Here is a 24,570-nt window from a genome sequence, read left to right as displayed (position 1 = left end):
CATGAAGGTGGCCATCGCCGGAGCCGGCGCCGTGGGCCGATCCATCGCCCGGGAACTGCTACGCAGCGGACATCGGGTGATGCTGCTGGAACGCCAGCTCGACCATATCGATCCCGCCGCCATCCCGGATGCCATCTGGGTGCACGCGGACGCCTGTGAGCTGGCACTGCTCGAAGAGGCGGGCCTGGAGAGCTATGAGGTCGTCATCGCCGCGACCGGCGACGACAAGGCCAATCTGGTGCACAGCCTGCTCGCCAAGACCGAGTTCGGCGTGCGCCGGGTGGTGGCGCGGGTCAACGATCCGCGCAACGAGTGGCTGTTCGACGAGTCCTGGGGCGTGGACGTGGCGGTGTCCACGCCGCGGCTGCTGGCCTCCCTCGTCGAGGAGGCGGTCACGGTCGGTGACCTGGTGCGGCTGATGACGCTGCGTCAGGGTCAGGCCAACCTGGTCGAGATCACCCTGCCGACCGACACCGGGCTGGCCGGTAAGCCGGTGCGCGCGCTCACCCTGCCGCGCGATGCCGCGCTGGTGACCATCCTGCGCGGCGGGCGGGTCATCGTCCCGCAGCCCGACGACCCGTTCGAGGGCGAGGACGAACTGCTGTTCGTCACCTCGCTCGAGGCCGAGGAGGATCTGCGGGTCTCGCTGGCCCACCACGGCATCAAGCCTTGACCTTGACCACGTTCAGTTCCGCGCGCAGCTTGTTCAGCGCGCGGTGCTGCATGACGCGGACGACGCCGGGGCTGGTGCCGATGGCCTCGGCGGTCTGAGCGGCGCTCCAGCCGAGCACGATCCGCATCACCAGCACCTCGCGGTGCGCGGGCGCCAGGATCTTCATCAGTTCGCGGGTGGCGGCGCGCCGCTCGGAGGCCAGCGCCCACTCCTCGGGCCCGGCCTCGTTGCAGGCCTCCTCCGGCATCTCCGCCGTCGGGTAGGCCGGATGCAGCTGGGAGCGGCGGAAGGCGTCGGCGACCTTGTTGGCCGAGATGCCATAGACGAAGGCCAGGAACGACTTGCCCTGATCCTGGTAGCGCGGAACCGATTTCACGGTCGCGATCAGGACTTCCTGCACCACGTCGTCGACGGTGACGTGCAGGTGTGAGGTATTCCCAAGGCGCGCACCGCAATACCGGCGGACCAGCGGGTGCACCAGGCGCACGATCTCCGACATCGCGTGCTTGTCACCCGCGGCGGCGGCGCCGATCAGCTTGTCCAGCTCGGCGGCGACCCGCTTGCTCTCCGAGAGCGCGGGACTGGGGTGTGCGGGAGACTTCGTTGCCGAAATCTTGTGCTCGGTAGGCAACTTGGAGCCTTTCGATCGTTGCGTTTTTTCGTTCTGCAACGATCGTCGGCGGAAACGGGCCTAGCGGCCAGATACCCCAGGGGTGGGTGCTACCCCACCTCTGTAGTGCTCGTGATCACCCTTTCGAGGCGGGCATGTGCCCGGCGCGGCGCACCGCCCACACCGTGACGGCGAAGGCGACAGCGGTCAGCGGCCAGCCCATCGCGATGCGCGCGAACGCCAGCCAGCCGGTGTGGTCGGTGTCGTACAGCGAGGACTGCACCAGGTAGCGCGCGCCGAAGACCACCACCCAGGTCGCGGTCGCGATGTCGTAGAGCCGGATCACGCGGCGATCCTGGCGCCACTCCTTGCCGTGGCCGTTCAGGAAGCCCCAGATGATGCCGACCAGCGGCCAGCGCACCAGGATCGAGATCAGGAACGCGCCCGCGTACACCAGGCTGGTGTAGATGCCGAACAGGAAGAAGCCCTTGGCCTCCCCCATCCGGTAGGCGATCAGCGCGCAGATGCCGACACCGAGGAAACCGGAGATGGCGGGCTGCACGGGACTGCGGCTGTACAGGCGCCACGCCAGAATGGCGCCGGCCACGCCCAGGGCGGACCAGATGGCGGCGGTGAGGCCGAAGATGGTGTTGATCGGCACGAAGACCAGCACCGGCAGGGTGGAGTAGATCAGGCCGCTGAAGCCGCCCATCTGCTCGAGCATGGTCTGCTCGGCGGGCTCCTCGTCGGTGGCGGCGCCCACGCCCGGATGCGGCGCGCGCAGATCGTCCTGGATCTCGCGCAGCTCGGCATCGAGCGGCTCACGGCGCCCGATCTCGGTCGGCTTGCCCAAGTCGGCGCCGTTGTCGTTGCTCGGCATCAAGTCAGCTGTTCCCGCGCAATTCGTAGTAGGGGTTGAAGATCACCTTGCGGCCGTCCCGGTCGCCTACGCGACCGCGTACCAGTATCCGGCGCCCGGGTTCGATACCGGGAATCCGGCGGCGGCCGATCCACACCAGGGTGATGGCGTCGGTGCCGTCGAAAAATTCTGCCTGAACACTAGCGCCCGACGACTTCGGGCACGCTTCGACACTACGCAAACGGCCGAGCATGGTGGCTTCGTCGCCGCGGCGACATTCAGAGGCTCGACAGGCTCCCGATGCCTCTGCGGTCTCGGCCAGCTCCTCGGCGTCCAACTGATCGAGATCCTCGGTCAGTCTGCGGCCCAGTCGGCGAAAATATCCTGAGGCTGCGGATGGCATTGCACGCTCTCCTGCTACAGCACCCGGCGTGGGTCACACGCCTGCGCGTTTTCCAACGAACGACCGGCAAATGGCCGCATACCGCCACTGTAGGCGCACCGACCCGGCCCCGCTACGCTCGGCCCGGTGTTCGACTCCCCACATGCGGTGGTGACTACTCGCCGATCCATCACCTGGAAATCCCCAGAACCCACCGGGTTCAAACCTGTCGGCCCGCCCCGGATTGCGGTGGCGTTGCCGGGGACCGGGTCGGACGCGGATTTCGCGCGGCGCGGTTTCGAACCCGCTTGCCGGAAACGTGATCTCGAACTCATCGCGGTGGAACCGGACCCGTGCGCGGTGGTTGCCAGCTATCGCGCCGCGCTGGACGACGCCGCCCGGCGGGGCCCCGTCCTGGCCGCGGGGATCTCCCTGGGCGCGGCCGTCGCCCTGGAGTGGGCGGCCGAGCATCCCGACCGGGTGACCGGTGTCATCGCCGCGCTCCCCGCGTGGACCGGAGCCGACACCGCCGACTGCCCGGCCGCGCAGAGCGCCGCCTACACCGCCGGGCAACTGCGGGCACACGGACTGGACGCGGTCATCGAGCAGATGCGCGGCGGCAGCCCGGCCTGGCTCGCGGCGGCGCTGACCCAGTCCTGGCGGTCCCAGTGGCCGGAGTTGCCGCGGGCGCTGCAAGAGGCCGCCGAGTACAAATGGCCCGAGGCCGAGCGGCTGGCCACCCTGGAGGTCCCGGTGGTGGTCATCACGGCGGTCGACGACCCGGTGCATCCGCTGGCCGTCGCCGAGGAGTGGGCACGGCTGATCCCGCGCTCCGCGCTGGCCCGGATCACCCTCGACGAGCTCGGCGCCGATCCCGCGATCCTCGGTCACGCCGGCCTGGCCGCCTTCGACTGAATCCCCCTGAGACGCCAGAAATCCCGGCCGAGCGTGGCTCGACCGGGACCGGTATCGCGAAGTGTCAGTTCAGGCCGAGCTGCTGCATGGCCGAACCCTCGGAGCCGCGCCGCGGCCCCTCCGGTAGCCGGGGCGGGATGACACCCGGCTGAATCCCTTGCGCGGCAGCGGCTTGCGCGGCCTGCGCGGCCTCCATCTGCTGCTGTTGCGCCTCGACCTGGGCCTGATGCGCGGCGGCCAGCTGATCGGCCAGCTCCTGCGGCAGCACCACCGGCAGCGGATCGCGCACCGGCAGCGGATCGGAGCCGCGCCGGACCACGGTCTCGCTCATGATCGCCCGGGCCGCCGCGACCAGCGGGGAGCTGTCATCGGCCGCGCCCTGCGGGCCGGCCGCGACCAGACGCACCATCCAGCGCGGCCCGTCCACGCCGATGAACCGCAGATCCGCGCCCTCGGTGATGGCCAGCACCTCGCGGCCCCACGGGCCGGTCTCGATCGAGACGCGGGCGCCGTCCTTGCGCAGCGAGTCGGCCAGATCGGCGGCCACCTCACGCCACTGCCCCTTGGACTTGGGCGCGGCATAGGCGGCCACGGTGAGCCGGCCGTGCTCGGTGGCCAGGTGCACCGCCTGCGGGGTGCCCTCGGGGGTCATCTCGACCTGGAGCTGACCGCCCGGCGGGACCGGCAGGATGACCGAACCGAGGTCGAGCCGCTGATCGGCGACGCCGGCGAGCAGATCCGCGACCGCCTCGTAGTCGTAGGGCCCGGTCTGCGGGGTGTCGCCGTCGTAGTCGTCCACCGCGTCCTCGTAGCCGCCGGCGGGCTCGCCGTACTCGAGCTCCGAATAGGAGGCGTCGTAGTCGACGTCGTCGTAGTCGCCGGACTCGTAGTCGTCCGACTTCTTCTTTCTGCCGAACATCGCCATTTCACGCCTCCTTGGCGGCGTCGGCCAGGATCGCGTGGCCTCCGCTCGACCCGTATCCGCCCGCGCCGCGCGCCGTCTCGTCCAGCACGTCCACCTCGACGAAATCGACCAGTTCCACCCGCTGCACCAGCAGCTGGGCGATCCGGTCGCCCCGGCGCAGCTCGATCGGCGTGCGCGGATCGTGGTTGATCAGGCACACCTTGATCTCGCCGCGGTAGCCCGCGTCGACCGTGCCGGGGGTGTTGACCACCGAAAGTCCGGCTTTGGCAGCCAAACCCGACCGGGGGTGGATCAGGCCGACGGTGCCGACCGGTAGCGCGACCGCGACGCCGGTACCGACCAGCGCTCGCTCCCCCGGTTCCAGAATCAGGTCCTGGGTGGTGCACAGATCCACGCCGGCGTCACCGTGATGGGCGCGCGCGGGCATGGGGATGCCGGGATCCAGCCGCAGCAAGGGAATAGGTGAAAGTGCGCTCACACTGCGAGAGCCTACGCGTTGGGCGCGAAGCCCCGTGACTTAGTGTTGAGTCGTGTCGGACCAGCCCAGCCCCGTGACAGAACACGAATCCCAGACCGCCCAGACCTATTCCGAGCGCCTGTGGGTGCCGCTGTGGTGGTGGCCGGTCGCACTCGGCATCGCCGGCCTGCTGGCGGCCGAGATTCACATGGGCGCACCGGGTCTGCGGGCCTGGCTGCCGTATCTGCTGCTGCTGCCGGTCCCGGTGTGGGTGCTGGTGTGGCTGAGTCGTCATCGGGTCGAGGTGACCCGGGATGCGGCGGGAACGCCGGAACTGCGCGTCGACCGCGCGCACCTGCCGGTGAGCTTCGTGGCCCGCGCGGTGGTGGTGCCCAAGACGGCCAAGAGCGCGGCCCTCGGGCGTCAGCTCGACCCGGCCGCGTACGTACAGCACCGCGCCTGGATCGGCCAGATGGTGCTGCTGGTCCTGGACGACCCGGATGACCCGACGCCATATTGGCTGGTCAGTACCCGGCGTCCAGAAAACGTCCTAGCCGCGCTCGGCCTGCCGAGCGCGGGCTGACAGAAGTCGCCTCGGCCGGACACGTGCTGGTCCGGCCGCCGCAGGGATCTATCAGGCGGCGCAATCCATGCAGATCAACTGCCCGCCGCTTTCGTTGGCCAGTCTGCTCCGGTGATGTACCAAGAAACAGCTGGAACAGGTGAACTCGTCCGCCTGCTTCGGGATCACCCGAACGCTCAGCACTTCCTCGGACAGGTCCGCGCCGGGAAGCTCGAACGACTCCGCGGTATCGGATTCGTCGATATCCACGACGGCGGACTGTGCCTCGTTGCGACGAGCCTTCAGCTCCTCCAGCGAATCCTCCGACACGTCGTCGGTTTCGGTACGCCTCGGTGCGTCATAGTCGGTTGCCATGTCGTCTTCCCCTCGTCCTTACTCCGTATATCCCGGACCGGCTCGCGCTACACCGATTCCTGTTCGAGGAACCGAGGTGGCATGCACCGCCCCGCCGGTGGCGCACATCACACGTGCACCGGTGCTCTATCAGGGCGGATCTGGTTGGATCCACCTGGGACAGCGCTCGGTAAACGCAGGACATGCCCTACTTGTTCCCGCGACCGACCACCGATTTTCGCCGCTGGTGATTCGATCTGGGCCGCCAGACAATAGCGGACCCGGGCGCGAAAGTCGCAATCAAAACACTGACGATTCTAAATCGAGGGCCAATCGACACCTTCGGTCGAACTCGCCGAGACCTTGCGCGCTCCAGCCGAGACATTTTCGTAGAGTGTGCTCGTGGTTTCACTGATCACTGAAGGCAGCCCCACCGACCCCCAGGGACGTCCCTGGACACGTCGGCGCCCGCGGCCCTGGCTCATCCTGCTCGGCGTCATGACGCTGATCTGCGCGATCGTGTGGATCAAAGCGTTGACGACCGCCGACAACAGCGGCGCGGCGATGGCGTGTAATTCGCCGAGCCCCGCCACCGCCAACAGCACGACCCCCGCCGCGCCCCTCGGGCAGCGCGTCGGGGCGTCAAGGCTGCAGGACGTGGAACCGGCCGGTCTGTCGGCCAGCAAGGTCCGCGTCCTGAATGCGAACAACCAGCGTGGCCAGGCCGGCCACATCGCCTCCCAGCTCGGGGACCTCGGTTTCGCGAGCGCACCGGGAATGCAATACGGCAACGATCCGGTCTATGTGAACGGCGACCTGGAATGCACCGGCCAGGTCCGCTTCGGGGTGAACGGCCGCCCGGCCGCCGCCTCGGTGCAGCTGGTCGCGCCGTGCGCCGAGCTGATCGAGGATCAGCGCACCGACGACACGGTCGACCTGGTGCTCGGCTCGCTGTTCGGCAGCGATCTGCAGCCCGGTAACGACGCCGAGGAGGTGCTGCGGTCGCTGAAGAATCCGGTGCCGGGCAGCTCCATCGACACCAAGCTGCTCGACGCCGCGCGCACCTCGCGCTGCTGAGCGGCGCTACCGGTCCGGCAGTGCCTCGGTCGCGCCGATCGCGCTGAGCAACGCCGCGAGTTCGTCCGCGATCCCGGGTGCGGCGGCAACCACCAGCTCCCCCGCCCGCCCGGGCACGGTCGCCGCCGGCAGCAGCAGATGCGCGCCGGCCTCGGCGGCGATCAGCGCGCCCGCCCCGAAGTCCCAGGCGTTGAGGCCATGCTCGTAGTACGCGTCGACCTGACCCGCCGCGACGTGGCACAGGTCCAGCGCCGCCGCGCCCAGCCGCCGGATGTCGCGCACCCGGGGCAGCAGCTGGGCGACCATCTCGGCCTGCCGGGCACGCCGGTGCACGCCGTAGGCGAAGCCGGTGGCCACCAGGGCCAGCGGCAGGGTGTTCACCGGGTTGCAGCGCAGGTGCTCCACGGCGCCGTCGCCGTCCACCCGCATCGCGCCGAGCCCGAGGCCCGCGCTGTAGGTCACCGCCCGGGCGACGTCGACCACCGCGCCCGCGACCGAGCGGCCGCCGCGCATCGCGGCCACCGACACCGCGTAGCCGGGCAGGCCGTAGAGGAAGTTCACGGTGCCGTCGATCGGGTCCAGGACCCAGGTGACCGCGTCGCCGCCGACCTCGAGGGTGCCGCCGCCCTCCTCGCCCAGGATCGGATCGCCGGGCCGCTGCTCGGCCAGCAGCTTGCGGATCAGGTCCTCGGTCTCGGTGTCGACCACCGTCACCGGGTCGGTCGGATGACCCTTGGTCTGCACGGCGTCGACGGCCTGCGCGCCGCCGGGCCCGAAGACCTCGGGGCGGCGGGCGCGCACGTGAGCGGCGGCGGTCTCGGCGAGGTCGACGGCCAGGCGGCGCAGTTCGGCCACTTCCTCCGGCGGCAAGAAGGCGGATTCGGCTGGGAAGCTCGTGGTTTCGGGCACGTCGTCCATCGCATCACAGATACCCTCCCGTGCGCCGGACGGGCTCCATCTTTACTCTTGTCGGGCACTGTCGGCAGAGACCAGCACACGGAACGAGGGTTTGCCATGTCCGCTCGGGGGCACGCGTTCGGAATCGATATCGGTGGCAGCGGCGTGAAGGGCGCCGCGGTGGACCTCGCGACCGGCGAATTGGTGCACGAACGCATCAAGGTCGCGACACCGCAGCCCTCGACGCCGCAGGCGGTCGCCGAGGCCGCCGCCAAGGTCGTCACGGAGGCGAACTGGGACGGCCCGGTCGGGGTGACCCTCCCGGCGGTCGTGCTGGACGGCGTCACCCGCACCGCGGCCAATATCGACAAGGCCTGGATCGGCACCGACGCCCGGGCGCTGTTCTCCGCCGCGCTCGGCGGCCGCGAGGTGACGGTGCTCAACGACGCCGACGCCGCGGGCATGGCCGAGGACACCTATGGCGCGGCAAAGGATTACGCGGGCATGGTGCTGCTGCTGACCTTCGGCACCGGCATCGGCTCGGCCCTGATCTATCAGGGCACGCTGGTGCCCAACACCGAACTCGGTCACCTCGAGATCGGCGGTATGGAGACCGAGCACCGCGCGGCGGCCTCGGTGAAGGATCGCAAGGGCCTGAGCTTCGAACAGTGGGCCGCGGAGGTGTCGACGGTACTGATCGGCTTGGAGAACCTTTTCTGGCCGAACGTCATCGTCGCGGGCGGCGGCATCAGCCGCGACGCCGATCTCTGGATTCCGTTGCTCACCAACCGAACTCAGGTCGTTCCGGCGCATCTGAGAAACACCGCGGGCATCGTCGGGGCGGCGATGGCGGTGGAGGCGGGGCTGGTGCCGTAACAGATCTGCGCGTCGCGCGTCCAAGCCAAGGTGGGCATGAGTACCCTGGCAGGATCGTTACAATGGAACGTGCCCGGCCTTAGCCGGAGAAACCCGACCGGCTCTTCGCCGGTGAAACCCGACAGACCGCTCCGCCGGAACACCACTCTGGCGTGACGCCGCACGAGACCGTCACGAAAGGGCGTACGTGGTAGCCACGACCCGTCAGACCGCCGACTCGGCCGAAGCCGACTCCGCAGATGTAACCGAAGCACCGGTCAAGAAGGCTGCCGCCAAGAAGGCTCCGGCCAAGAAGGCCGCGGCGAAGAAGGCCCCTGCCAAGAAGGCCGCTGCCAAGAAGGCGCCCGCCAAGAAGGGGGCCAAGAAGGCCACCTCCGGCGAGGGCGAGCCGGGTGACGAAGCCGTCGAAGACGAGTCGGTGGAAATCGAAGACCTCGAGGATCTCGAGGTCTCCGAGGACGACCTCACCGAGGACGCCGAGGAGCTGGTCGCCGACGCCGCCGAGGAAACTACCGAGGAGGCCGCCGAGCCCACCGCGGCCGACAAGGCCTCCGGTGATTTCGTCTGGGACGAGGAGGAATCCGAGGCGCTGCGTCAGGCGCGCAAGGATGCCGAGCTCACCGCCTCGGCCGACTCGGTGCGTGCCTACCTCAAGCAGATCGGCAAGGTCGCGCTGCTCAACGCCGAGGAGGAGGTCGAGCTCGCCAAGCGGATCGAGGCCGGCCTGTACGCGGCGGAGAAGATGCGCGAGTGGGCCGAGGCCGGCGAGAAGCTGCCCGTGGCCACCCGCCGTGACTTCAACTGGATCATCCGCGACGGCAACCGCGCCAAGAACCACCTGCTCGAGGCCAACCTGCGCCTGGTGGTCTCGCTGGCCAAGCGCTACACCGGCCGCGGCATGGCGTTCCTGGATCTGATCCAGGAGGGCAACCTCGGTCTGATCCGCGCGGTCGAGAAGTTCGATTACACCAAGGGCTACAAGTTCTCCACGTACGCCACCTGGTGGATCCGGCAGGCCATCACCCGCGCCATGGCCGACCAGGCCCGCACCATCCGTATCCCGGTGCACATGGTCGAGGTCATCAACAAGCTCGGCCGCATCCAGCGCGAGCTGCTCCAGGACCTGGGCCGTGAGCCCACGCCGGAGGAGCTGGCCAAGGAAATGGACATCACGCCGGAGAAGGTGCTGGAGATCCAGCAGTACGCGCGTGAGCCCATCTCGCTGGACCAGACCATCGGCGACGAGGGCGACAGCCAGCTCGGCGACTTCATCGAGGATTCCGAAGCGGTCGTCGCGGTGGACGCGGTCAGCTTCACCCTGCTGCAGGATCAGCTGCAGTCGGTCCTGGAGACGCTGTCCGAGCGCGAGGCGGGCGTGGTTCGCCTGCGCTTCGGCCTCACCGACGGCCAGCCCCGCACCCTGGACGAGATCGGCCAGGTCTACGGCGTCACCCGTGAGCGCATCCGCCAGATCGAGTCCAAGACCATGAGCAAGCTGCGCCATCCCAGCCGCTCGCAGGTGCTGCGCGACTACCTGGATTAAGCACGCGAATTCCGCGAAGGGCGCACAGGTTTCGACCTGTGCGCCCTTTGCTGTTGTGTGGCAACACTTTTCGCGAAGCCTCGGCACGGCTAAACAAAAAGTGATTCAGAGCACTGAAACGGCGGCGTTCTTTCGCCGTATAAATCGCTGAACGCTGTCGTATCGTCTGACAGCTACTTGTTTCATTGACGAGGCTGTTCGCCTCGAACGGCGGAGTGCTCGTGCTCGATATCTCACACTTCAGCTACGGCTGGGTTACCCCTCTGATGGCCTACATCATGTCCTTCCTCGGTTCGCTGCTCGGCCTGCAGTGCGCGGTCCGGGCGCGCCAGGAGGGCCGGATCCGATCCGGGTGGCTGATCGCCGCCGCCGTGTCCATCGGCGGCGCCGGCATCTGGGTCATGCACTTCATCGCGATGCTCGGCTTCTCGATCGATGGCGCGCAGATCCGCTACAACGTGCCTCTCACCCTGTTCAGCGCGCTGACCGCGGTCGTGGTGGTCGGGATCGGGTTGTTCCTGGTGATCCGGCCGCAGCCGACGGTGCCCGCGCTGCTGCTCGGCGGCGCGATCACCGGGCTCGGCGTCGGGGCCATGCACTACACCGGCATGTACGCGATGAACTCGGACGCGCACATCGGCTACGACCTGCCGCTGGTCGGGTTGTCGGTGGTGATCGCGGTGGTCGCCGCGACGGTGGCGCTGTGGTTCGCGCTGCGGGTCAACGGGATCGGCGCGACGATCGCCGCCGCCCTCATCATGGGTGTCGCGATCTCGGGAATGCACTACACCGGCATGGCCGCCATGCACGCCCAGCACTCCGGGCACGACGCCGAACCCACGGGCGCCGATCCCGGGCAGTTGCTGGCGCCGCTGCTCCTGCTGATCAGCATCGCCACCATGCTGCTGCTGATCGCCGTCAGCCTGACCTCGGTCGAGGACAATATCGTCGATCTGCCCCGATTACGCCGAGCCGGGTCAAGCCCATCCGCACCCGTGACAGCCGAATCGCCCGCGAAACCGGTGACGCTGAAACCGCAACGGCAGCACACCCAGCGCCCGGCCGCCGAACACGACGCCGAGCCCGCCAATTCGTACTGGCCGCCCCAGCCCGGAGCGCGGACCCAGTGGGCCGCACCGGCTCAGCGCGACACCCGCCCGCGCTCGGCGCTGCCCGTCACCGAATCGCAGACCCGCAAGGCCCTCGCCCGAGCGGATCGCCAGCGCCTGCTCGCCAAGGGCGCCGGCTTGGCGGACCCCGCCGAGGAGACGGCGGCCGAGGACGACTACTGGCCGATCCGCGAACCGGGCGACAAATGGCTGCGGCGGCGGAACCCCTCGTAGAGCGCGTCGCGCACGAATCGCGCCACATGCACGATCCGGTGCCACCGCGGTCTCGCCGTCCCTCGAGTCCCCTCGATCGTCATGCTCGGCACTCCTCGCTCTGGTCGCTGAGCCAAGTCTGCGCCGCGCTTGTTGCCCGGAGATGACCTGCGGTTACCAGCGCGAGTTCCGGCCGGGCGGGCGCGTCAGCCCCGCGCGGCGCGACGCGGGCGGCACACTTCCCCTGTGGCCACCTCCACCCCGGCCCCGATCGACGACGGGCGCTACCACTCCCCCTGGACCCGGACCGTCGACCTGCGGACCGCGCTGCGCGCGGCCTGGGCGTGGTTGCGCGCACCCCGGCTGCTGTCCCGGATCTATCCGGCGCTGAGCCACCATCTGAGCCACGCACCGGCCAGCACCGCCTATGCCTTCACGCTGTTCGTCACCTGGTGGACGCTGCGCGGGCTCGGCCCGGTCGAAGAACGCAAGCTGATCTTCTCGGCCTCGACCAACCTGCACAACATGCGCGACAACCCGATTCAGGTGCTGGTGGCCTCGGCGTTCTGGACCGAGGGCAACTTCCCGTGGGTGACCATCGCCGAGTTCCTGGTGCTGATGGCGCTCGCGGAACGCTGGCTGGGCACGGGCCGCTGGATCCTGCTGTTCGCCACCGGCCACATCGGGGCGACGCTGCTCACCGTCTACGGCATCTCCCGCGCCATCGAGCATCAGATGATCCCGCTGCGGACCGCGATCGTCCCCGATGTCGGCACCAGCTACGGGTTCGTCGCGGTGCTGACGGCGATGGCGTTCCGATTCCGCGGCTGGGTCCGGCTCGCGTGGGTGGCCACGGTGCTGCTCGTCCTGCTCGCCGCAGTCATCTCCGATCGCACCTTCACCGCTTACGGCCACCTCTGCGCGGGCCTGATCGGGCTGTTCGCCGCCGCGCTGGCGACCGCCTTCTGGACCGCGGTCGAACGCCGGCGCGTGGCTCAGCGCCTCGGTGAAGTACCGCTCAGCCGTGGGTGAGGATTTTCGTGGCCGCGTCCAGACCTTCCGGGGTGCCGACGACGACGAGCACGTCATCGGCGGTGAAGAGGAAATCCGGGCCCGGCGAGGGATGCAACTGCCCGGCGCGCATCACGGCGACGATCGAGACCTTGGTGCGGGTGCGCATGCCGGTCTCGCCGAGGGTGCGCTCGGAATAGGGCGAGTCCTCCTCGATCGGCAGCTGCCGGGTGGTGATGCCGGGCAGGTCGCGATGGTCTTCCTGCAATTGCGCGACCAGCTGCGGCGCGCCCAGCAGGTTGGCCAGCACGGCCGCCTCGTCGGTGGTCAACGGGACCTGGGCCGCGCAGGCGTCCGGGTCCGACAGCTTGGAGACGATCAGGTCGATGCCCCCGTCGCGGTGGTCGACCACACCGATGCGGCGACCGGAGCGCGCCTGGAAGTCCTTGCGTACCCCGATACCGGGGAGGGCGGTGACATCGATGTTCACCGGTACACCCTAGCGCTTACCCGCCAGGGCGCCAGGGGGCCGGAGCCGCGGCGTCTCAGTTGCCGAACAGGCCGGGTACCGCGCCGCGAATCAGGACGATGCCCGCGATGGCCAGCGCCCAGCCGGTCGCGCTGTCGGCGTGCCGGGACAGGAAGGCGTCGATGCGGGTGAGCAGCGGTTCGATCTTGGCGTGCAACAACTCTCGCGCGGCGATCAGCACCAGCGCCGGTGCCACCATGACCAGGCAGTAGCCCGCCAGCAGCCCGATCGAGGTGAGCGTGGGCAGCTCACTGGAGACCAGCAGCCCGATCGCGGCCAGGTACGGCAGCATCGAGAACAGCTCGAGCGTGCCCGCGCTCACCGCGAGCACGGCCAGCCCGGTGCCGGAGGACTGCTTGGTCAGCGCGCGGGTGCGCCAGGCGGCGGTGCGGTCGGGTTCGCCGCGTTCGCGGCGCTTCTTGGAGTCGAACCGCCAGGACACCGCGAACAGCAGGACACCGAGCACCAGCTGCGGTATCAGCACGACCGGGCTGCGCGCCAGATCGCCGAAGCGATCCAGCGCGGAACCGACGACGGTCAGCAGTGCCACGCCGACGGCGAAGTAGAACGCGGTGATGGCGCCGAGATAGGTGAGCAGCCGGCGGGCCGGCGGGCGGTCCGGGGCCAGGAGCAACCAGATCGGCAGCACCAGGGTTCCGATGCTGGTGGAGTCCACCAGGGCCAAGCCGATCAGGGCCGGTATGAGTATCACGGGTAGAGCGTCCCGTGCGCACGGTGCGACCGGCGTCGGCCATCGGATCGATCGCGGGTCATCACTTCGGCGGACCCCGGCCCGGCGGGCGTGTGCTGTGATGGACCGGTGAAGCAGTGGCACGCGTTGTCGGCGACGGCACAGGACGTGTTGATCGCGGCTTTTCTGTTCACGCTCGGCGCGGTGCTCTACCTGGCCGGGATCTATCCGATGGGCCGGATCAGCACCGAGGCTCCGCTGCTGTGGCGCTTCGCGATTCTCACCGCCCTGTGCGTCGCCTCGGTATTGCGCCGGCGGATGCCCGCGACCGCGCTGGCGATCGGGTTCGTGCCGCTGGCCGCCGATACCCTGCTCGGTTCGACCGTGCCGATCTGGCTGGTGTACTCCGATCTCGTCTACGCGGCGGTGCTCTACGGCTCGCGCACCGTCTCCCGGGTGACGGCCGCGGTGAGCGGCGGGCTGTCGCTGGTGCTGGCGGTGGCGGTCTGGATCGCCGCCGGCGACTGGCACGCCTTCGCGATCGCCATCGCCGCGGCCTTCGCCTTCATCGGCACGCCGGTCTGGTGGGGCCTGCAGGTCCGCCAGCACAAGGAGATCGCCGACGCCGAGCACACCCGCGCCCAGGCGATGACGCTGGTCGCCGAGCTGGACCGCCGCGCCGCCATCGCCGACGAGCGCAAGACCATGGCCCGCGACCTGCACGACGTCATCGCCGGGCATCTCTCGGCCATCGCCATCCAGTCCGAGGCCGCCCTGGGTGTTTCGGGCACGGGCGGTCTCGACCCGAAGGTCGCCGGAATCCTGGCCTCGATCCGCTCCAACAGCGTCAGCGCCCTGCAGGAGATGCGCACCATGATCGGCCTGCTCCGCGACGACGGTGCCGACGAGGACATCGCCGCGCCGCGCACGCTGGCCCAGCTGCCGATCCTGGTCGACGCCGCGCGCGCCGCCGGGATCACCGTGCGCGTGCACGATGCCCTGAACGGGACGGCCCTGCCCAGCGCGGTCGATCAGGCGGCGTACCGCATCGTCCAGGAGGCGCTGACCAACGCGATGAAGCACGCGCCGGGCCAGCCGGTGGACATCGACGTGCACGCGCGGGACGCGAATCTCGTGCTGACCGTGCGCAACCCGACCCGGGCCCGGCCCGCCGAGGCGCCCCTCGACGATTCGGCCAAGCGCGGCCTGATGAACATGCGCGAGCGTGCCGTCGCCCTGGGCGGCTCGTTCGTCGCCGAGCCCGCCGAGGGGCGCTGGGAGGTGCGCGCCGAGCTCCCGGTCTCGGCCTACTAGGTGATCGCGGCGGCGCGTGAGGTGTCCTTCAAATCCACGCCCGAGCGGCCGAGCGCGCGGGCGCCGGCGATCAATCCCGCCACCACCTGCGCCGCCTGCCGGTAGCCGAGGCCCTCGGGCGGGTGGATGTTGGAGACGCAGTTGCGGTCGGCGTCGGTGCGGCCGGGCCGCGGCCGGTGGGTGAGATAGATGCCCAGGCTGTCGGCGACCGAGAGCCCGGGCCGTTCGCCGATCAGCACCACCACCGTGCGCACGCCCATGGCCGCGGCGATGTGATCGCCGAGCGCCACCCGGGACTGGGTGGCGATCACCGGGGCCGCGAGCGCGTAGGCCGGGCCCAGTTCCGCGAGCAGCGCCGCCACCGCGTCCGGCCCGTGCTCGGTGAGCGCCCGCGGCGAAAGACCATCCGCGAGCACGAATCCCACGTCCGCCCCGCTGGACGACACCGCGTCGAGGGCGGCGGGCGCGGGCAGCCGGCCGAGATCCGGGCGGCGCAGGTATTCGGCGCGATCGCCCGCCCGGCTGCGGACATGCACGGCCCGCCCGAGCCCGAGTTCGTCGATCCGGCCGGCCAGGGCGTCGACGTCCAGCGGTAGGTGGACCGCGTCCCGGGCGGCGGCGTGCGCCGCGCGGAACTCCAGGACCCGGTTCGTGGGCAGGGCGTCACCCGCGCGGCCGAGGCCGATCCGGGCCTGGGTGCTGTGCCGCAGGTCCTCCCAGAACCGTTGCGCCGCGGCACCGGCCGAGCCGACCGGCGCGCTCATCGGGCACCGGCCAGCGCGCGCAGCGGCGAGGACAGCGGCTCGACCGGAAGCACCCGCCCGGCGTGATCGAGCATCCCGAGCCGGGACAGCCACGCCTCGAACTCCGGCGCCGGCCGCAATCCCAGGACCCGCCGGGCATACAGCGCGTCGTGAAAACTCAGGCTCTGGTAGCCGAGCATCACGTCGTCCGCGCCCGGCACCGCGATCACGAACGCGCAGCCCGCCGCGCCGAGCAGGGTCAGCAGGGTGTCCATGTCGTCCTGGTCGGCCTCGGCGTGGTTGGTGTAGCAGACGTCCACGCCCATCGGCAGGCCGAGCAGCTTCCCGCAGAAGTGATCTTCGAGCCCGGCCCGGATGATCTGCTTGCCGTCGTAGAGATATTCCGGCCCGATGAATCCGACGACGGTGTTGACCAGCAGCGGGTCCAGGTCCCGGGCGACCGCGTACGCGCGCGCCTCCAGGGTCTGCTGGTCGACCGGCTTGCCGCCGGTACCCAGGTGCGCGCCCGCCGACAGCGCCGAACCCTGACCGGTTTCCAGGTACATGACATTCGAGCCGACGGTGCCGCGGCCCAGCGCCCGTCCCGCCTCGTTCGCTTCGCGCAGCAGCGAGATATCGACGCCGAAGCCGGAATTCGCGCCCTCGGTGCCCGCGATCGACTGGAATACCAGATCGACCGGGGCACCCGCCTCGATCAGGCCGAGCGTGGTCGTCACGTGCGAGAGCACGCAGGACTGCACCGGAATGTCGAAGCGGGTGCGCACGTCGTCGAGCAGGTGCAGCAGGTCGGCGGTGGCCTGCGGGGAGTCGGTGGCGGGGTTGATGCCGATCACCGCGTCCCCGCAGCCGAGCAGCAGCCCGTCCAGCACCGCGGCCGCGATTCCGCGCGGATCGTCGGTGGGATGGTTGGGTTGCAGCCGGGTGCCGAGCCGCCCGGGCAACCCGATCGTCGTGCGGAAACCGGCGGTGACCTCGACGGCGCGCGCCACCGCGATCAGATCCTGATTGCGCATGAGCTTGCTGACCGCCGCGGCCATCTCCGGGGTCAGGCCGGGTGCGAGGGCACGCAGCGTGGCCGCCGCCCCGTCACCGGCCACCACCTCCAGCAGCCGATCCCGCAACCCCCCGACAGTGAGATGCGAGATCGGACCGAATGCGCCGCGATCGTGGGAATCGATGATCAGCCGGGTGACCTCGTCGGTCTCGTAGGGCACCACCGGCTCGTTCAGGAACACCGTGAGCGGCACCTCGGCCAGCGCCCACTGGGCGGCGGCCCGTTCGGCATCCGAGCTCGCCGCGCATCCGGCCAGTTCGTCGCCGCTGCGCAGCGGTGTCGCCTTGGCCAGCAGGTCGACCAGTCCGTCGAACCGATAGGTGTGGCCGGCGAGAGTTTGCGTGTACCAGGTCATTCCAGCTCCGCTTCGGCGCGGGCCAGCACCGCGAACTCCTCGTCCGGCGAGCTCGCGACCAGCCGATGCCGGCTGTAGAGGGCGAAGTAGACCATGAATCCGCAGAACGCGGCGAGGGTCCAGCCCGCGGCCGCCGGGTCGACCAGGAAGGTGGCGATCACCGCGCCGCACGCGATGACCAGCGCGAACGCGGTGGTCATCACGCCGCCCGGTGTGCGATAGGGCCGGGGCATGCCCGGTTCGCGCACCCGCAGCACGATGTGGCTCACCATCATCAGCACATAGCTGACCGCCGCGCCGAACACGGCCATGTTGAGCAGCATCGCGCCCTTGCCGGTCAGCGACAGCGCGAAGCCCACGACGCCCGGCACGATCAGCGCGAGCACCGGCGCCTTGCGCGCGTTGGTGATCGACAGGCTCGTCGGCAGGTAGCCGGCCCGCGACAGCGCGAAGGTCTGGCGCGAGTAGGCGTAGACGATCGAGAAGAAGCTCGCCACCAGGCCCGCGAGGCCGATGTAGTTCACCGCCTTGGCCGCCGCGCCGTCGCCGAGCGCCTCCACGAGCGGGTTACCGGAGGTCGAGATCGCTTGCGCGCCGAAGGCTCCGGTGGCCAGGAAGAGCACCGCCGCGCCGGTGACCAGCAGCACCAGCATCGAGATGATGATGCCCTTGGGCACGTTCTTCTCCGGTTCGCGCGCTTCCTCCGCGGCCAGCGGCACCCCCTCCACCGCCAGGAAGAACCAGATCGCGAACGGCACCGCCGCCCAGATCCCGAACACGCCGAACGGGAGGAACGCCGAGCTGCCGAAGGCGTCCGGATCGGCCGGGATGTCGGTCAGCTTGCCCGCGTCGAACAGCCCCCAGGCCGACACCGCGAACAGCAGCAGCCCGGCCAGCGCGATCGCCGTGATCACGAACATCGCTTTGAGCGCCTCGCCCGCACCGGCCAGGTGGATGCCGATGAACAGCGCGTACACCGCCAGATACACCCACCAGCCGTCGGTGATCCCGAACAGGTTCAGCGATTCCACATACGCCCCGATGAAGGTGGCGATCGCCGCCGGCGCGATGGCGTACTCGAGCAGTACCGCGGTCCCGGTCGCGAAACCGCCCCACGGTCCGAGCGCGCGCCGCGCGAAGGTGTAGCCGCCGCCCGCGGCGGGCAGGGCCGCCGACAGCTCGGCCATGCCGAGCACCATCGCCAGATACATGCCCGCGATCAGGACGAAGGCGATCAGCAGTCCGCCGAAACCGCCTTCGGCCACTCCGAAGTTCCAGCCCGAGAAGTCTCCCGAGATCACATAGCTGACGCCGAGCCCGGCCAGCAGCAGCCAGCCCGCGGTTCCCGAACGCAGCGTTCGCTTGGCCAGATAATCCTGCGCCGCGGCGGGTTTCGCCGCCGTAGCCTCGTCCATCGTCATCTCCGGCGCCGCTCCTCTTGTCCGAAACAATCAATGGTCAGATCTTGGGCACGGCTTGTTGCCCGAGTGTGAATCGAGGTTACGAGCGAACCCTCCGCAGCTGTGAGGTGTGCCATATTCGATCCCGCCGTTCGGCATGGACATGCAGGTCGGAGCGCCGACGGCGCCGCGGCAGCCCGGCCGCCGGGAATTCGCTGGGATCATGGGACGCATGATGCGCGTATTGACAAGACACTGGACGACCGCTGCTCCGCTCCTGGCCGCCGTGATCTTGGCAATCGCGTGGTTCAACCACCCCTCGGGGGCGGTCATGATCGTGCTGGTGCTGGCGTTGGGCGGCGCGGTCCTGGCGGCGGTGCACCATGCCGAGGTGGTCGCGCACCGGGTCGGTGAGCCGTTCGGGTCGCTGGTGCTGGCGGTCGCGGTGACCGTGATCGAGGTCGGGCTGATCCTGACGCTGATGGCCTCCGGCGGCCCCGATGCCTCCTCGCTGGCCCGCGACACCGTCTTCGCGGCGGTGATGATCACCTGCAACGGCATCGTCGGGTTGTCGCTGCTGGTCGGGGCGCTGCGGCGGCGGGTCGCGGTGTTCAACGCCGAAGGCACGGGCGCGGCGCTGGCGACGGTGGCGACCCTGGCCACGCTGAGCCTGGTGCTGCCGACCTTCACCACCAGCAAGCCGGGCCCGGAGTTCTCCGGCTCGCAGCTGGCCTTCGCCGCGGTGGCCTCGCTGCTGCTCTACGGGCTGTTCGTGACCGTGCAGACCATCCGGCACCGCGAGGACTTCCTGCCGGTGGAGATCGCCGACGACGACGAGGACCACGAGCCCCCGACGCGGCGCGCGACCGGGTGGAGCCTGGTCCTGCTGGTGGTGGCGCTGGTCGGCGTGGTCGGCCTGGCCAAGCTGGTCTCGCCCGCGATCGAGAACGGCGTGCACGCGGCGGGTCTGCCGCGCTCGGCGGTCGGTGTGGTGATCGCGCTGCTTGTGCTGCTGCCCGAGACCCTGGCCGCGGTCCGCGTCGCCCGCCGCGACCGCGTGCAGATCAGCCTGAACCTGGCGCTGGGTTCGGCGATGGCCAGCATCGGCCTGACCATCCCGGCCATCGCGCTGGCCACCATCTGGATCTCCGGGCCGCTGACCCTGGGCCTGGGCGCCACCCAGATGGTGCTGCTGGCCTTGACCGTGGTGGTGGGCGCGCTCACCGTGGTGCCCGGCCGGGCGACTCTGCTGCAGGGCGGCGTGCACCTGGTGCTGTTCGCCGCGTTCGTGTTCCTCGCGGTCAGCCCGTAGCGCCGGTCCTTCCTTCGGCGGATCCGCCCGGGCGCGGGCCTGTGATCTGATGATCCGGTGACGATTCGCGTGCTCATCGCCGACGACCACGGCGCCATCCGGGCCGGGCTGCGGATGATCCTGGACAGCGCCGAGGACATCGAGGTCGTCGGCGAGGCCGCCGACGGCGATGTGGCGGTCGCGCAGGCCAGGGCACTGCGGCCGGACGTGGTGCTGATGGACGTGCGCATGCCCGGCGTCGACGGCATCACCGCCACCGAGCGGATCACCGCCGACGAGCTGGCCCGGGTGCTCATCCTGACCACCTTCGACCTGGACGAGTACGTCTTCCGGACCTTGCGGGCCGGCGCGTCCGGGTTCGTGCTGAAGTCCACCTCCGGTGCGGCGCTGGTGGATTCGGTGCGCGCGGTGGCCGCCGGGGACGGCGTGCTCGCCCCCGAGGTGACCAAGGCGGTGATCGGCGCGTTCGCGTCCTCGGCCGCCGAGTCCCCCGCGCCCGCCCCGCACGGCTTCACCGATCTCACCGACCGCGAGCGCGAGGTGCTCGACTGCCTGGGCGACGGCCTGTCCAACGCGCAGATCGCCGCCCAGCTGTTCATCGGCGAGACGACGGTGAAAACCCATGTCTCCCGGGTGCTCACCAAGCTCGGCGTGCGGTCCCGGGTGCAGGCCGCGATCGTGGCGCGCGAGGCCCGCGAGCAGTGATCACTCGGTCAGCGGGGCGAAGGACCCGTCCGCCTCGGGCAGGTACTCCTCGACGGCGGTGACGGCCTCGACCGGCAGCGGGCCGTAGAGGTGCGGGAACAGCATCGACTCCGGATCCGTCGGCACGCCCGGCTCCCAGACCACCTCCGCGCCCACCAGGGCCGGATCGATCCGGAGCAGGACCAGGTCCTCCCGGCCGCGGAAGAGCCGGTTGGCCGGCAGATGCGCCTGCTGCGGGGTGGAGAGGTGGATGAAACCGGCCTCGTTCAGGGAAACCGGGCGGTACTCTCCGATTTGCCGGGCGTTCGACCAATCGTTCAGATCACAAATGTGAACGAGTGTGTGAGTGTCATGCATCACGGGTAATCTCCCGGTAGACAACTGGATAGGTGAGTTCGTGGAGTGATCGAGGACGTGTGCGGCACCTGAGCTGAGCTGTTCGCCTGTAGCGAAATACCAGGTCATGTTAGGGAAAACACACCGATTCGTTTACGGGAACAAAGCCCCCGTCCCGAACGTCTGACAGAGTAGTCATACCACTGCTGGGAAGTAGCGGTAGCGAGCCCGCGGAGTGACCACGGGCCCCACACCAGGTGAACGGACTGTAGTGCCGGGAGCCAGGACGGAGGAGTCATGCCAGGAACCCTGACAAGCACCCCACTGACCGCGGTCGATCGTTGCGACCGCTGCGGGGCGGCAGCGCGCGTGCGCGCCACCCTTCCCGCAGGTGGAGAGTTGCTCTTCTGCCAGCACCACGCGAACGAGCACATGGATCGCTTGCGTGAGTTGGAAGCCGTCATCGACACGGAAGCCGCTCCCGCCTTGTAAGCGACGCACAGTCCGACTTCGCGTCCCGACACAACAGCATCGAACAACAGAACACAGTCTTCACCGGCAGCGGGCGACCTACCAGTCGCCCGCTGTCGGCGTCCCTGGACAATTTTTGTGCCGCAGAACACATTGCACGTGAGGGGATCGATCTGTCTTCCACCCAGGCCACCTACCTGCCCGACCGGCACATGTTCGCGCTCTGGACCTGGAGCGGGGCCACCACCGGTCGCGCGCCCACCGGCGTCGGTGAGCGCGAGACGCTGCCGCTGGCGGTGCCCACGAGCACGGGCGCGGCCCTGGCGGTCGCCGAGGTCGACTGCGCGCTCGTCACGGCGCGCGAGCTGGCCGAACTGCGCTCGGGCCCGCAAGAACCGCACCTCGCCGCACCGGGGCCGTCCCTGCGGGCCTGGCAGTCCCTACTGCACGCCGCCCCGAACTCCCCCGCCGCCGACCCGGCCCTGCCGATCGCCGCACATGCCGTCCCCGACGCCGTGGGCACCTCGATCGTGGCCGCGCCGCGCGCTCTGCGTGTCTTCCACGAAACCCAGGCCGCGACAGCCGAAATGGCGACGGCGCTGAAGGCCGAGCTGCGGCCGTATCAGGCCCGGGGCATCAGCTGGCTGCGCGAGACCACCGCCGCGTTCGGCGGCGCGGTGCTCGCCGACGAGATGGGCCTGGGCAAGACGGTGCAGACCATCGGTTTCCTGGTCGGCCGGATCGCCGACGGTCCGCAGCTGGTCGTCTGTCCCACCTCGCTGGTCGGCAACTGGGCGCACGAGATCACCCGGTTCGCCCCTGAGCTGCGGCCGGTGGTGTGGCGCGGCGGAGCGGTCCAGCCAGAACCGGGCACGGTGCTGATCGCGGGATACCCCACGCTGCGCCTGCACGGGCAGCACCTCACCGGCACAGCCTGGGCGACGGCGGTTTTCGACGAGGCGCAGGCGCTGAAGAATCCGCGCACCCAGGTGTCGAAAGCCGCGCGCGGCCTGACCGCGACCGCCAAGGTCGCCCTCACCGGCACTCCGGTGGAGAACCACCTCGAGGAACTGTTCGCGCTGCTCAACCTGGTCGCGCCGCGGCTGTTCGCGCATCGCACCCAGTTCCGGCGCCGGTTCGTCCGACCGATCCAGGAGGGTTCGGCCAGCGCCGCCGCGCGATTGCGCGACGCCATCGAACCGGTGCTGCTGGCGCGCAAGAAGATCCAGGTCGCGGCGTCACTGCCCGCGAAGATCCACACCGACCTGCTCTGCGACCTCACCGCCGAGCAGGAGACGCTCTACGACCAGCTGCTCGATCGCGCCGTCGACGACGGCTTCGGCACCGGCATGCAACGTCAGGGCCGCGTACTGGCCGCGCTGACCGCGCTCAAACAGGTCTGCAACCACCCCGGCCTGATCACCGGCGAACTGGGCGAGCTCACCGGCCGCTCCGGCAAGCTCGACCTGTGCACCGACATCGTGGCCACCAATCTCGAAACCGACTCGCCCACGCTGATCTTCACCCAGTACCGGCAGACCGGTGAGCTGCTGGTGCGCCACCTCGCCGAACAGTTCGGCGTCACGGCCCCGTTCTTCCACGGCGGCCTGAAGCAGGACGAACGCGCCGCGATCGTCACCGACTTCCAGTCACCCGACGGCCCGCCGGTGCTGGTGCTGAGCCTGCGCGCGGCGGGCACCGGGCTCACCCTCACCCGCGCGGCCGATGTCATCCACTTCGATCGCTGGTGGAATCCGGCGGTGGAGGCGCAGGCCTCCGATCGCGCGCACCGCATCGGCCAGACCCGCACCGTCACCGTCACCACGCTGACCTCCGGCACCACCGTGGAGGAGCACATCGCGGGCATGCACGACCGCAAATCCGCCCTCACCGACCTGTCCGACACCGCGGGCATCGCCGCCCTGGCTCGCCTCGACGACGACCAGCTCGTGGAGATCCTGCGCCGGAAGCGAGAGAACTGATGCCGGACAACGAATTCGGATACACCGCCTGGGGCCGGGACTGGGTGCGCCTGGCCGAGCCGCTGCGCCAGACCCGCCCCGATCCGCTGCTCCCCCGCGCCCGCAGCATCGCCCGCAACAACGGCGTACCGGCCACCCTGGCGGGGCGTGTGGTCCGCGCCGTCATCCACCGCGGCGGCCAGGCCTCGGTCACCCACGTCGAGGTGGCGCCGCTCACCCGCACCGCGGTCACGGCCATCGCCGAGCTGATCCCCGATCCGACGGTGCTCACCGACGAGATGCACCGCGCCCTGGCCGAGGCCGGCCGGACGCCCACTCCGGTGCTCGCGGCCACCGACTGCTCCTGCTCGGCCCGTAACCCGCGCTGTGTTCACCTGCTGGCGCTGCTCTACGACCTGGCCCGCCGCGTCGACGAGAACCCCCGCCTGGCCCTGGAGCTCCAAGGCTATTTCGAAGCGACCCACCAGGATCCGGACACCCCGGCCGACATCCCGCGCTGGGTGCCCCTGCACTCGCTGGACCCGCTGGCCTACTTCGAGGCGGTCTGAGCACCGCGCCGTAGCGGCGGCACCGTAACGGGTGCCGCCGCACGATCGGAGATCAGCTGCTCGGCTCGATCAGCTGGATGTCGAGCTCGATCTCGATCGCATCGCTCAGCAGCAGCGTCGGCACGCCGGGCGCCACGTTGAAATCGCTGCGACTGATGGTGCCGGTGGCGGCGAATCCGGCGTGGTTCTTGCTGTCCATCGGGAACAGCTGCACCCCGCCCCACTCCACCTGCAAGGTGATGGGCTTGCTGATGCCGCCGATGGTGGCCGCACCGGTGACCTCGAACCGGTCGGTGATCGTGACCGGCTCGGGCACACGGAAACTCAGGTGCGGGATGTTGGCGACGTCGAGCATGTCGTTGCCGCGCACATGGTTGTCACGGAACTCGTTGCCGGTGTCGAAGGAGTCGAAGTAGACGGTGGCCTCGATGGCGGCGGCGCCGTCGTTGTCCACGACGAAACCGGCCTCGAAGTGGTTGAAGCGACCGCGGATCTTGGAGATGCCCAGGTGCTTGACGGTGAAGTGCACAGCGGAGTGCGCGGTATCCAGAGTCCAGGAGCCGGGGGCGATAACTGTCTGCTGGGAAGTCGTCATGCGGGCAAGACTAGGCCGGTCGCGCGGCCCGGCCGCACCGGGATCACCGGG

At 69.8% G+C, this 24,570-nt stretch carries 27 protein-coding genes and 1 pseudogene; 14 read left to right on the top strand and 14 right to left on the bottom strand.

Going from position 1 to position 24,570, the window contains the following annotated elements:
* Position 1 precedes the first annotated feature (1 nt).
* Complete coding sequence (locus AB0H76_RS06770) at positions 2 to 673, top strand: TrkA family potassium uptake protein (RefSeq protein ID WP_357318349.1); 672 nt, start codon at positions 2 to 4, stop codon at positions 671 to 673.
* Here the strand turns inward: AB0H76_RS06770 and AB0H76_RS06765 are convergent.
* From AB0H76_RS06765 to AB0H76_RS06755, 3 genes are all read right to left on the bottom strand, one after another.
* Positions 663 to 1,304, bottom strand: coding sequence for a sigma-70 family RNA polymerase sigma factor (locus AB0H76_RS06765; RefSeq protein ID WP_357318346.1), 642 nt, complete (start codon positions 1,302 to 1,304; stop codon positions 663 to 665). The genes AB0H76_RS06770 and AB0H76_RS06765 overlap by 11 nt on opposite strands.
* A 115-nt stretch (positions 1,305 to 1,419) precedes the next feature.
* Positions 1,420 to 2,007 carry a DUF3159 domain-containing protein gene (locus AB0H76_RS06760; protein WP_357320485.1) on the bottom strand — a complete coding sequence of 196 codons (588 nt, stop codon included), beginning with the start codon at positions 2,005 to 2,007 and terminating at the stop codon, positions 1,420 to 1,422.
* A 160-nt stretch (positions 2,008 to 2,167) separates the two neighbouring features.
* On the bottom strand, positions 2,168 to 2,545 hold the full coding sequence (locus AB0H76_RS06755; protein WP_194814291.1) for an OB-fold nucleic acid binding domain-containing protein: 378 nt from the start codon (positions 2,543 to 2,545) through the stop codon (positions 2,168 to 2,170).
* Between the two features lie 228 nt (positions 2,546 to 2,773).
* Here AB0H76_RS06755 and AB0H76_RS06750 point away from each other — a divergent pair, with 228 nt between their 5' ends.
* Positions 2,774 to 3,439, top strand: coding sequence for an alpha/beta hydrolase (locus AB0H76_RS06750; RefSeq protein WP_357318343.1), 666 nt, complete (start codon positions 2,774 to 2,776; stop codon positions 3,437 to 3,439).
* 64 nt (positions 3,440 to 3,503) lie between these two features.
* Here AB0H76_RS06750 and AB0H76_RS06745 read toward each other — a convergent pair whose 3' ends face one another.
* The gene (locus AB0H76_RS06745; protein ID WP_357320484.1) at positions 3,504 to 4,358 is read right to left on the bottom strand and encodes a DUF3710 domain-containing protein; all 855 of its coding nucleotides are present in this window, start codon (positions 4,356 to 4,358) and stop codon (positions 3,504 to 3,506) included.
* A 7-nt stretch (positions 4,359 to 4,365) separates the two neighbouring features.
* Complete coding sequence (dut, locus tag AB0H76_RS06740) at positions 4,366 to 4,842, bottom strand: dUTP diphosphatase (protein ID WP_357318340.1); 477 nt, start codon at positions 4,840 to 4,842, stop codon at positions 4,366 to 4,368.
* A gap of 52 nt (positions 4,843 to 4,894) precedes the next feature.
* Between dut and AB0H76_RS06735 the strand changes: the two genes are divergently transcribed.
* Positions 4,895 to 5,404, top strand: a complete 510-nt coding sequence (locus tag AB0H76_RS06735; RefSeq protein WP_357318337.1) for a DUF3093 domain-containing protein — start codon at positions 4,895 to 4,897, stop codon at positions 5,402 to 5,404.
* A gap of 51 nt (positions 5,405 to 5,455) precedes the next feature.
* On the opposite strand, the gene AB0H76_RS06730 is transcribed toward AB0H76_RS06735, so the two are convergent.
* Positions 5,456 to 5,758, bottom strand: a complete 303-nt coding sequence (locus tag AB0H76_RS06730) for a DUF4193 domain-containing protein (protein ID WP_357318334.1) — start codon at positions 5,756 to 5,758, stop codon at positions 5,456 to 5,458.
* A gap of 381 nt (positions 5,759 to 6,139) precedes the next feature.
* On the opposite strand from AB0H76_RS06730, the gene cei reads away from it, so the two are divergent.
* Positions 6,140 to 6,814 carry an envelope integrity protein Cei gene (gene cei / locus AB0H76_RS06725; RefSeq protein WP_357318331.1) on the top strand — a complete coding sequence of 225 codons (675 nt, stop codon included), beginning with the start codon at positions 6,140 to 6,142 and terminating at the stop codon, positions 6,812 to 6,814.
* 6 nt (positions 6,815 to 6,820) lie between these two features.
* On the opposite strand, the gene AB0H76_RS06720 is transcribed toward cei, so the two are convergent.
* Positions 6,821 to 7,732, bottom strand: a complete 912-nt coding sequence (locus tag AB0H76_RS06720) for an inositol monophosphatase family protein (RefSeq protein ID WP_357318328.1) — start codon at positions 7,730 to 7,732, stop codon at positions 6,821 to 6,823.
* 96 nt (positions 7,733 to 7,828) lie between these two features.
* Here AB0H76_RS06720 and ppgK point away from each other — a divergent pair, with 96 nt between their 5' ends.
* The 4 genes and pseudogenes from ppgK to AB0H76_RS06700 all read left to right on the top strand — a co-directional run bounded on the left by ppgK (position 7,829) and on the right by AB0H76_RS06700 (position 12,484).
* Positions 7,829 to 8,587 (top strand): polyphosphate--glucose phosphotransferase, encoded by a 759-nt coding sequence (gene ppgK / locus AB0H76_RS06715; protein ID WP_357318325.1) that lies wholly within the window; start codon positions 7,829 to 7,831, stop codon positions 8,585 to 8,587.
* A 145-nt stretch (positions 8,588 to 8,732) separates the two neighbouring features.
* Positions 8,733 to 10,130, top strand: a pseudogene (locus AB0H76_RS06710) (RNA polymerase sigma factor); the annotation flags it as partial.
* A 221-nt stretch (positions 10,131 to 10,351) separates the two neighbouring features.
* A complete protein-coding gene (locus AB0H76_RS06705) occupies positions 10,352 to 11,473 on the top strand; it encodes an MHYT domain-containing protein (RefSeq protein WP_357318322.1) in 1,122 nt (373 codons plus the stop codon).
* Between the two features lie 225 nt (positions 11,474 to 11,698).
* Positions 11,699 to 12,484, top strand: coding sequence for a rhomboid-like protein (locus AB0H76_RS06700; protein ID WP_357318320.1), 786 nt, complete (start codon positions 11,699 to 11,701; stop codon positions 12,482 to 12,484).
* Here AB0H76_RS06700 and AB0H76_RS06695 read toward each other — a convergent pair.
* Entirely contained in the window at positions 12,471 to 12,953 is a 483-nt protein-coding gene (locus AB0H76_RS06695; protein ID WP_357318317.1) for a cation:proton antiporter regulatory subunit, read from the bottom strand. The genes AB0H76_RS06700 and AB0H76_RS06695 overlap by 14 nt on opposite strands.
* 55 nt (positions 12,954 to 13,008) lie before the next feature.
* The gene (locus AB0H76_RS06690) at positions 13,009 to 13,704 is read right to left on the bottom strand and encodes a GAP family protein (RefSeq protein ID WP_357318314.1); all 696 of its coding nucleotides are present in this window, start codon (positions 13,702 to 13,704) and stop codon (positions 13,009 to 13,011) included.
* Positions 13,705 to 13,812: 108 nt separating this feature from the next.
* On the opposite strand from AB0H76_RS06690, the gene AB0H76_RS06685 reads away from it, so the two are divergent.
* Entirely contained in the window at positions 13,813 to 14,997 is a 1,185-nt protein-coding gene (locus AB0H76_RS06685) for a histidine kinase (protein WP_357318311.1), read from the top strand.
* Here the strand turns inward: AB0H76_RS06685 and eutC are convergent.
* Genes eutC through eat form a run of 3 tightly spaced genes read right to left on the bottom strand, consistent with a single transcriptional unit; the run spans position 14,994 to position 18,591 of the window.
* Positions 14,994 to 15,761: an ethanolamine ammonia-lyase subunit EutC gene (eutC, locus tag AB0H76_RS06680; RefSeq protein ID WP_357318308.1), complete on the bottom strand. Its 768-nt coding sequence runs from the start codon at positions 15,759 to 15,761 to the stop codon at positions 14,994 to 14,996. The genes AB0H76_RS06685 and eutC overlap by 4 nt on opposite strands.
* A complete protein-coding gene (locus tag AB0H76_RS06675) occupies positions 15,758 to 17,170 on the bottom strand; it encodes an ethanolamine ammonia-lyase subunit EutB (RefSeq protein WP_357318305.1) in 1,413 nt (470 codons plus the stop codon). The genes eutC and AB0H76_RS06675 overlap by 4 nt, the downstream gene beginning before the upstream one ends.
* A complete protein-coding gene (eat, locus tag AB0H76_RS06670; protein WP_357318302.1) occupies positions 17,167 to 18,591 on the bottom strand; it encodes an ethanolamine permease in 1,425 nt (474 codons plus the stop codon). Before eat ends, AB0H76_RS06675 begins: the two co-directional genes overlap by 4 nt.
* 211 nt (positions 18,592 to 18,802) lie before the next feature.
* Between eat and AB0H76_RS06665 the strand changes: the two genes are divergently transcribed.
* Together AB0H76_RS06665 and AB0H76_RS06660 are read left to right on the top strand one after the other, a co-directional pair.
* Positions 18,803 to 19,882 carry an ionic transporter y4hA gene (locus tag AB0H76_RS06665; protein ID WP_357318299.1) on the top strand — a complete coding sequence of 360 codons (1,080 nt, stop codon included), beginning with the start codon at positions 18,803 to 18,805 and terminating at the stop codon, positions 19,880 to 19,882.
* A 57-nt stretch (positions 19,883 to 19,939) separates the two neighbouring features.
* Entirely contained in the window at positions 19,940 to 20,587 is a 648-nt protein-coding gene (locus tag AB0H76_RS06660) for a response regulator transcription factor (protein WP_357318297.1), read from the top strand.
* Here AB0H76_RS06660 and AB0H76_RS06655 read toward each other — a convergent pair whose 3' ends face one another.
* Positions 20,588 to 20,944: a DUF952 domain-containing protein gene (locus AB0H76_RS06655; protein ID WP_357318294.1), complete on the bottom strand. Its 357-nt coding sequence runs from the start codon at positions 20,942 to 20,944 to the stop codon at positions 20,588 to 20,590. It abuts the gene before it with no gap.
* A gap of 276 nt (positions 20,945 to 21,220) precedes the next feature.
* Here AB0H76_RS06655 and AB0H76_RS06650 point away from each other — a divergent pair, with 276 nt between their 5' ends.
* The 3 genes from AB0H76_RS06650 (at position 21,221) to AB0H76_RS06640 (ending at position 23,924) form a co-directional block, all read left to right on the top strand.
* Positions 21,221 to 21,415 carry a hypothetical protein gene (locus tag AB0H76_RS06650; RefSeq protein WP_357318291.1) on the top strand — a complete coding sequence of 65 codons (195 nt, stop codon included), beginning with the start codon at positions 21,221 to 21,223 and terminating at the stop codon, positions 21,413 to 21,415.
* 191 nt (positions 21,416 to 21,606) lie between these two features.
* Positions 21,607 to 23,376 carry a DEAD/DEAH box helicase gene (locus AB0H76_RS06645; RefSeq protein WP_357318288.1) on the top strand — a complete coding sequence of 590 codons (1,770 nt, stop codon included), beginning with the start codon at positions 21,607 to 21,609 and terminating at the stop codon, positions 23,374 to 23,376.
* Positions 23,376 to 23,924, top strand: a complete 549-nt coding sequence (locus AB0H76_RS06640) for a hypothetical protein (RefSeq protein ID WP_357318285.1) — start codon at positions 23,376 to 23,378, stop codon at positions 23,922 to 23,924. The genes AB0H76_RS06645 and AB0H76_RS06640 overlap by 1 nt, the downstream gene beginning before the upstream one ends.
* 52 nt (positions 23,925 to 23,976) lie before the next feature.
* Here the strand turns inward: AB0H76_RS06640 and AB0H76_RS06635 are convergent, their stop codons facing one another.
* Complete coding sequence (locus tag AB0H76_RS06635; RefSeq protein ID WP_357318282.1) at positions 23,977 to 24,519, bottom strand: YceI family protein; 543 nt, start codon at positions 24,517 to 24,519, stop codon at positions 23,977 to 23,979.
* Between the last annotated feature and the right edge of the window lie 51 nt (positions 24,520 to 24,570).

Origin of the sequence: Nocardia sp. NPDC050712 (assembly GCF_040654295.1) — a bacterium.
GTDB lineage: Bacteria > Actinomycetota > Actinomycetes > Mycobacteriales > Mycobacteriaceae > Nocardia.
The sequence above is the reverse complement of the archived record's forward strand: the minus strand, read 5'-3'. Positions and strand labels throughout refer to the sequence as shown.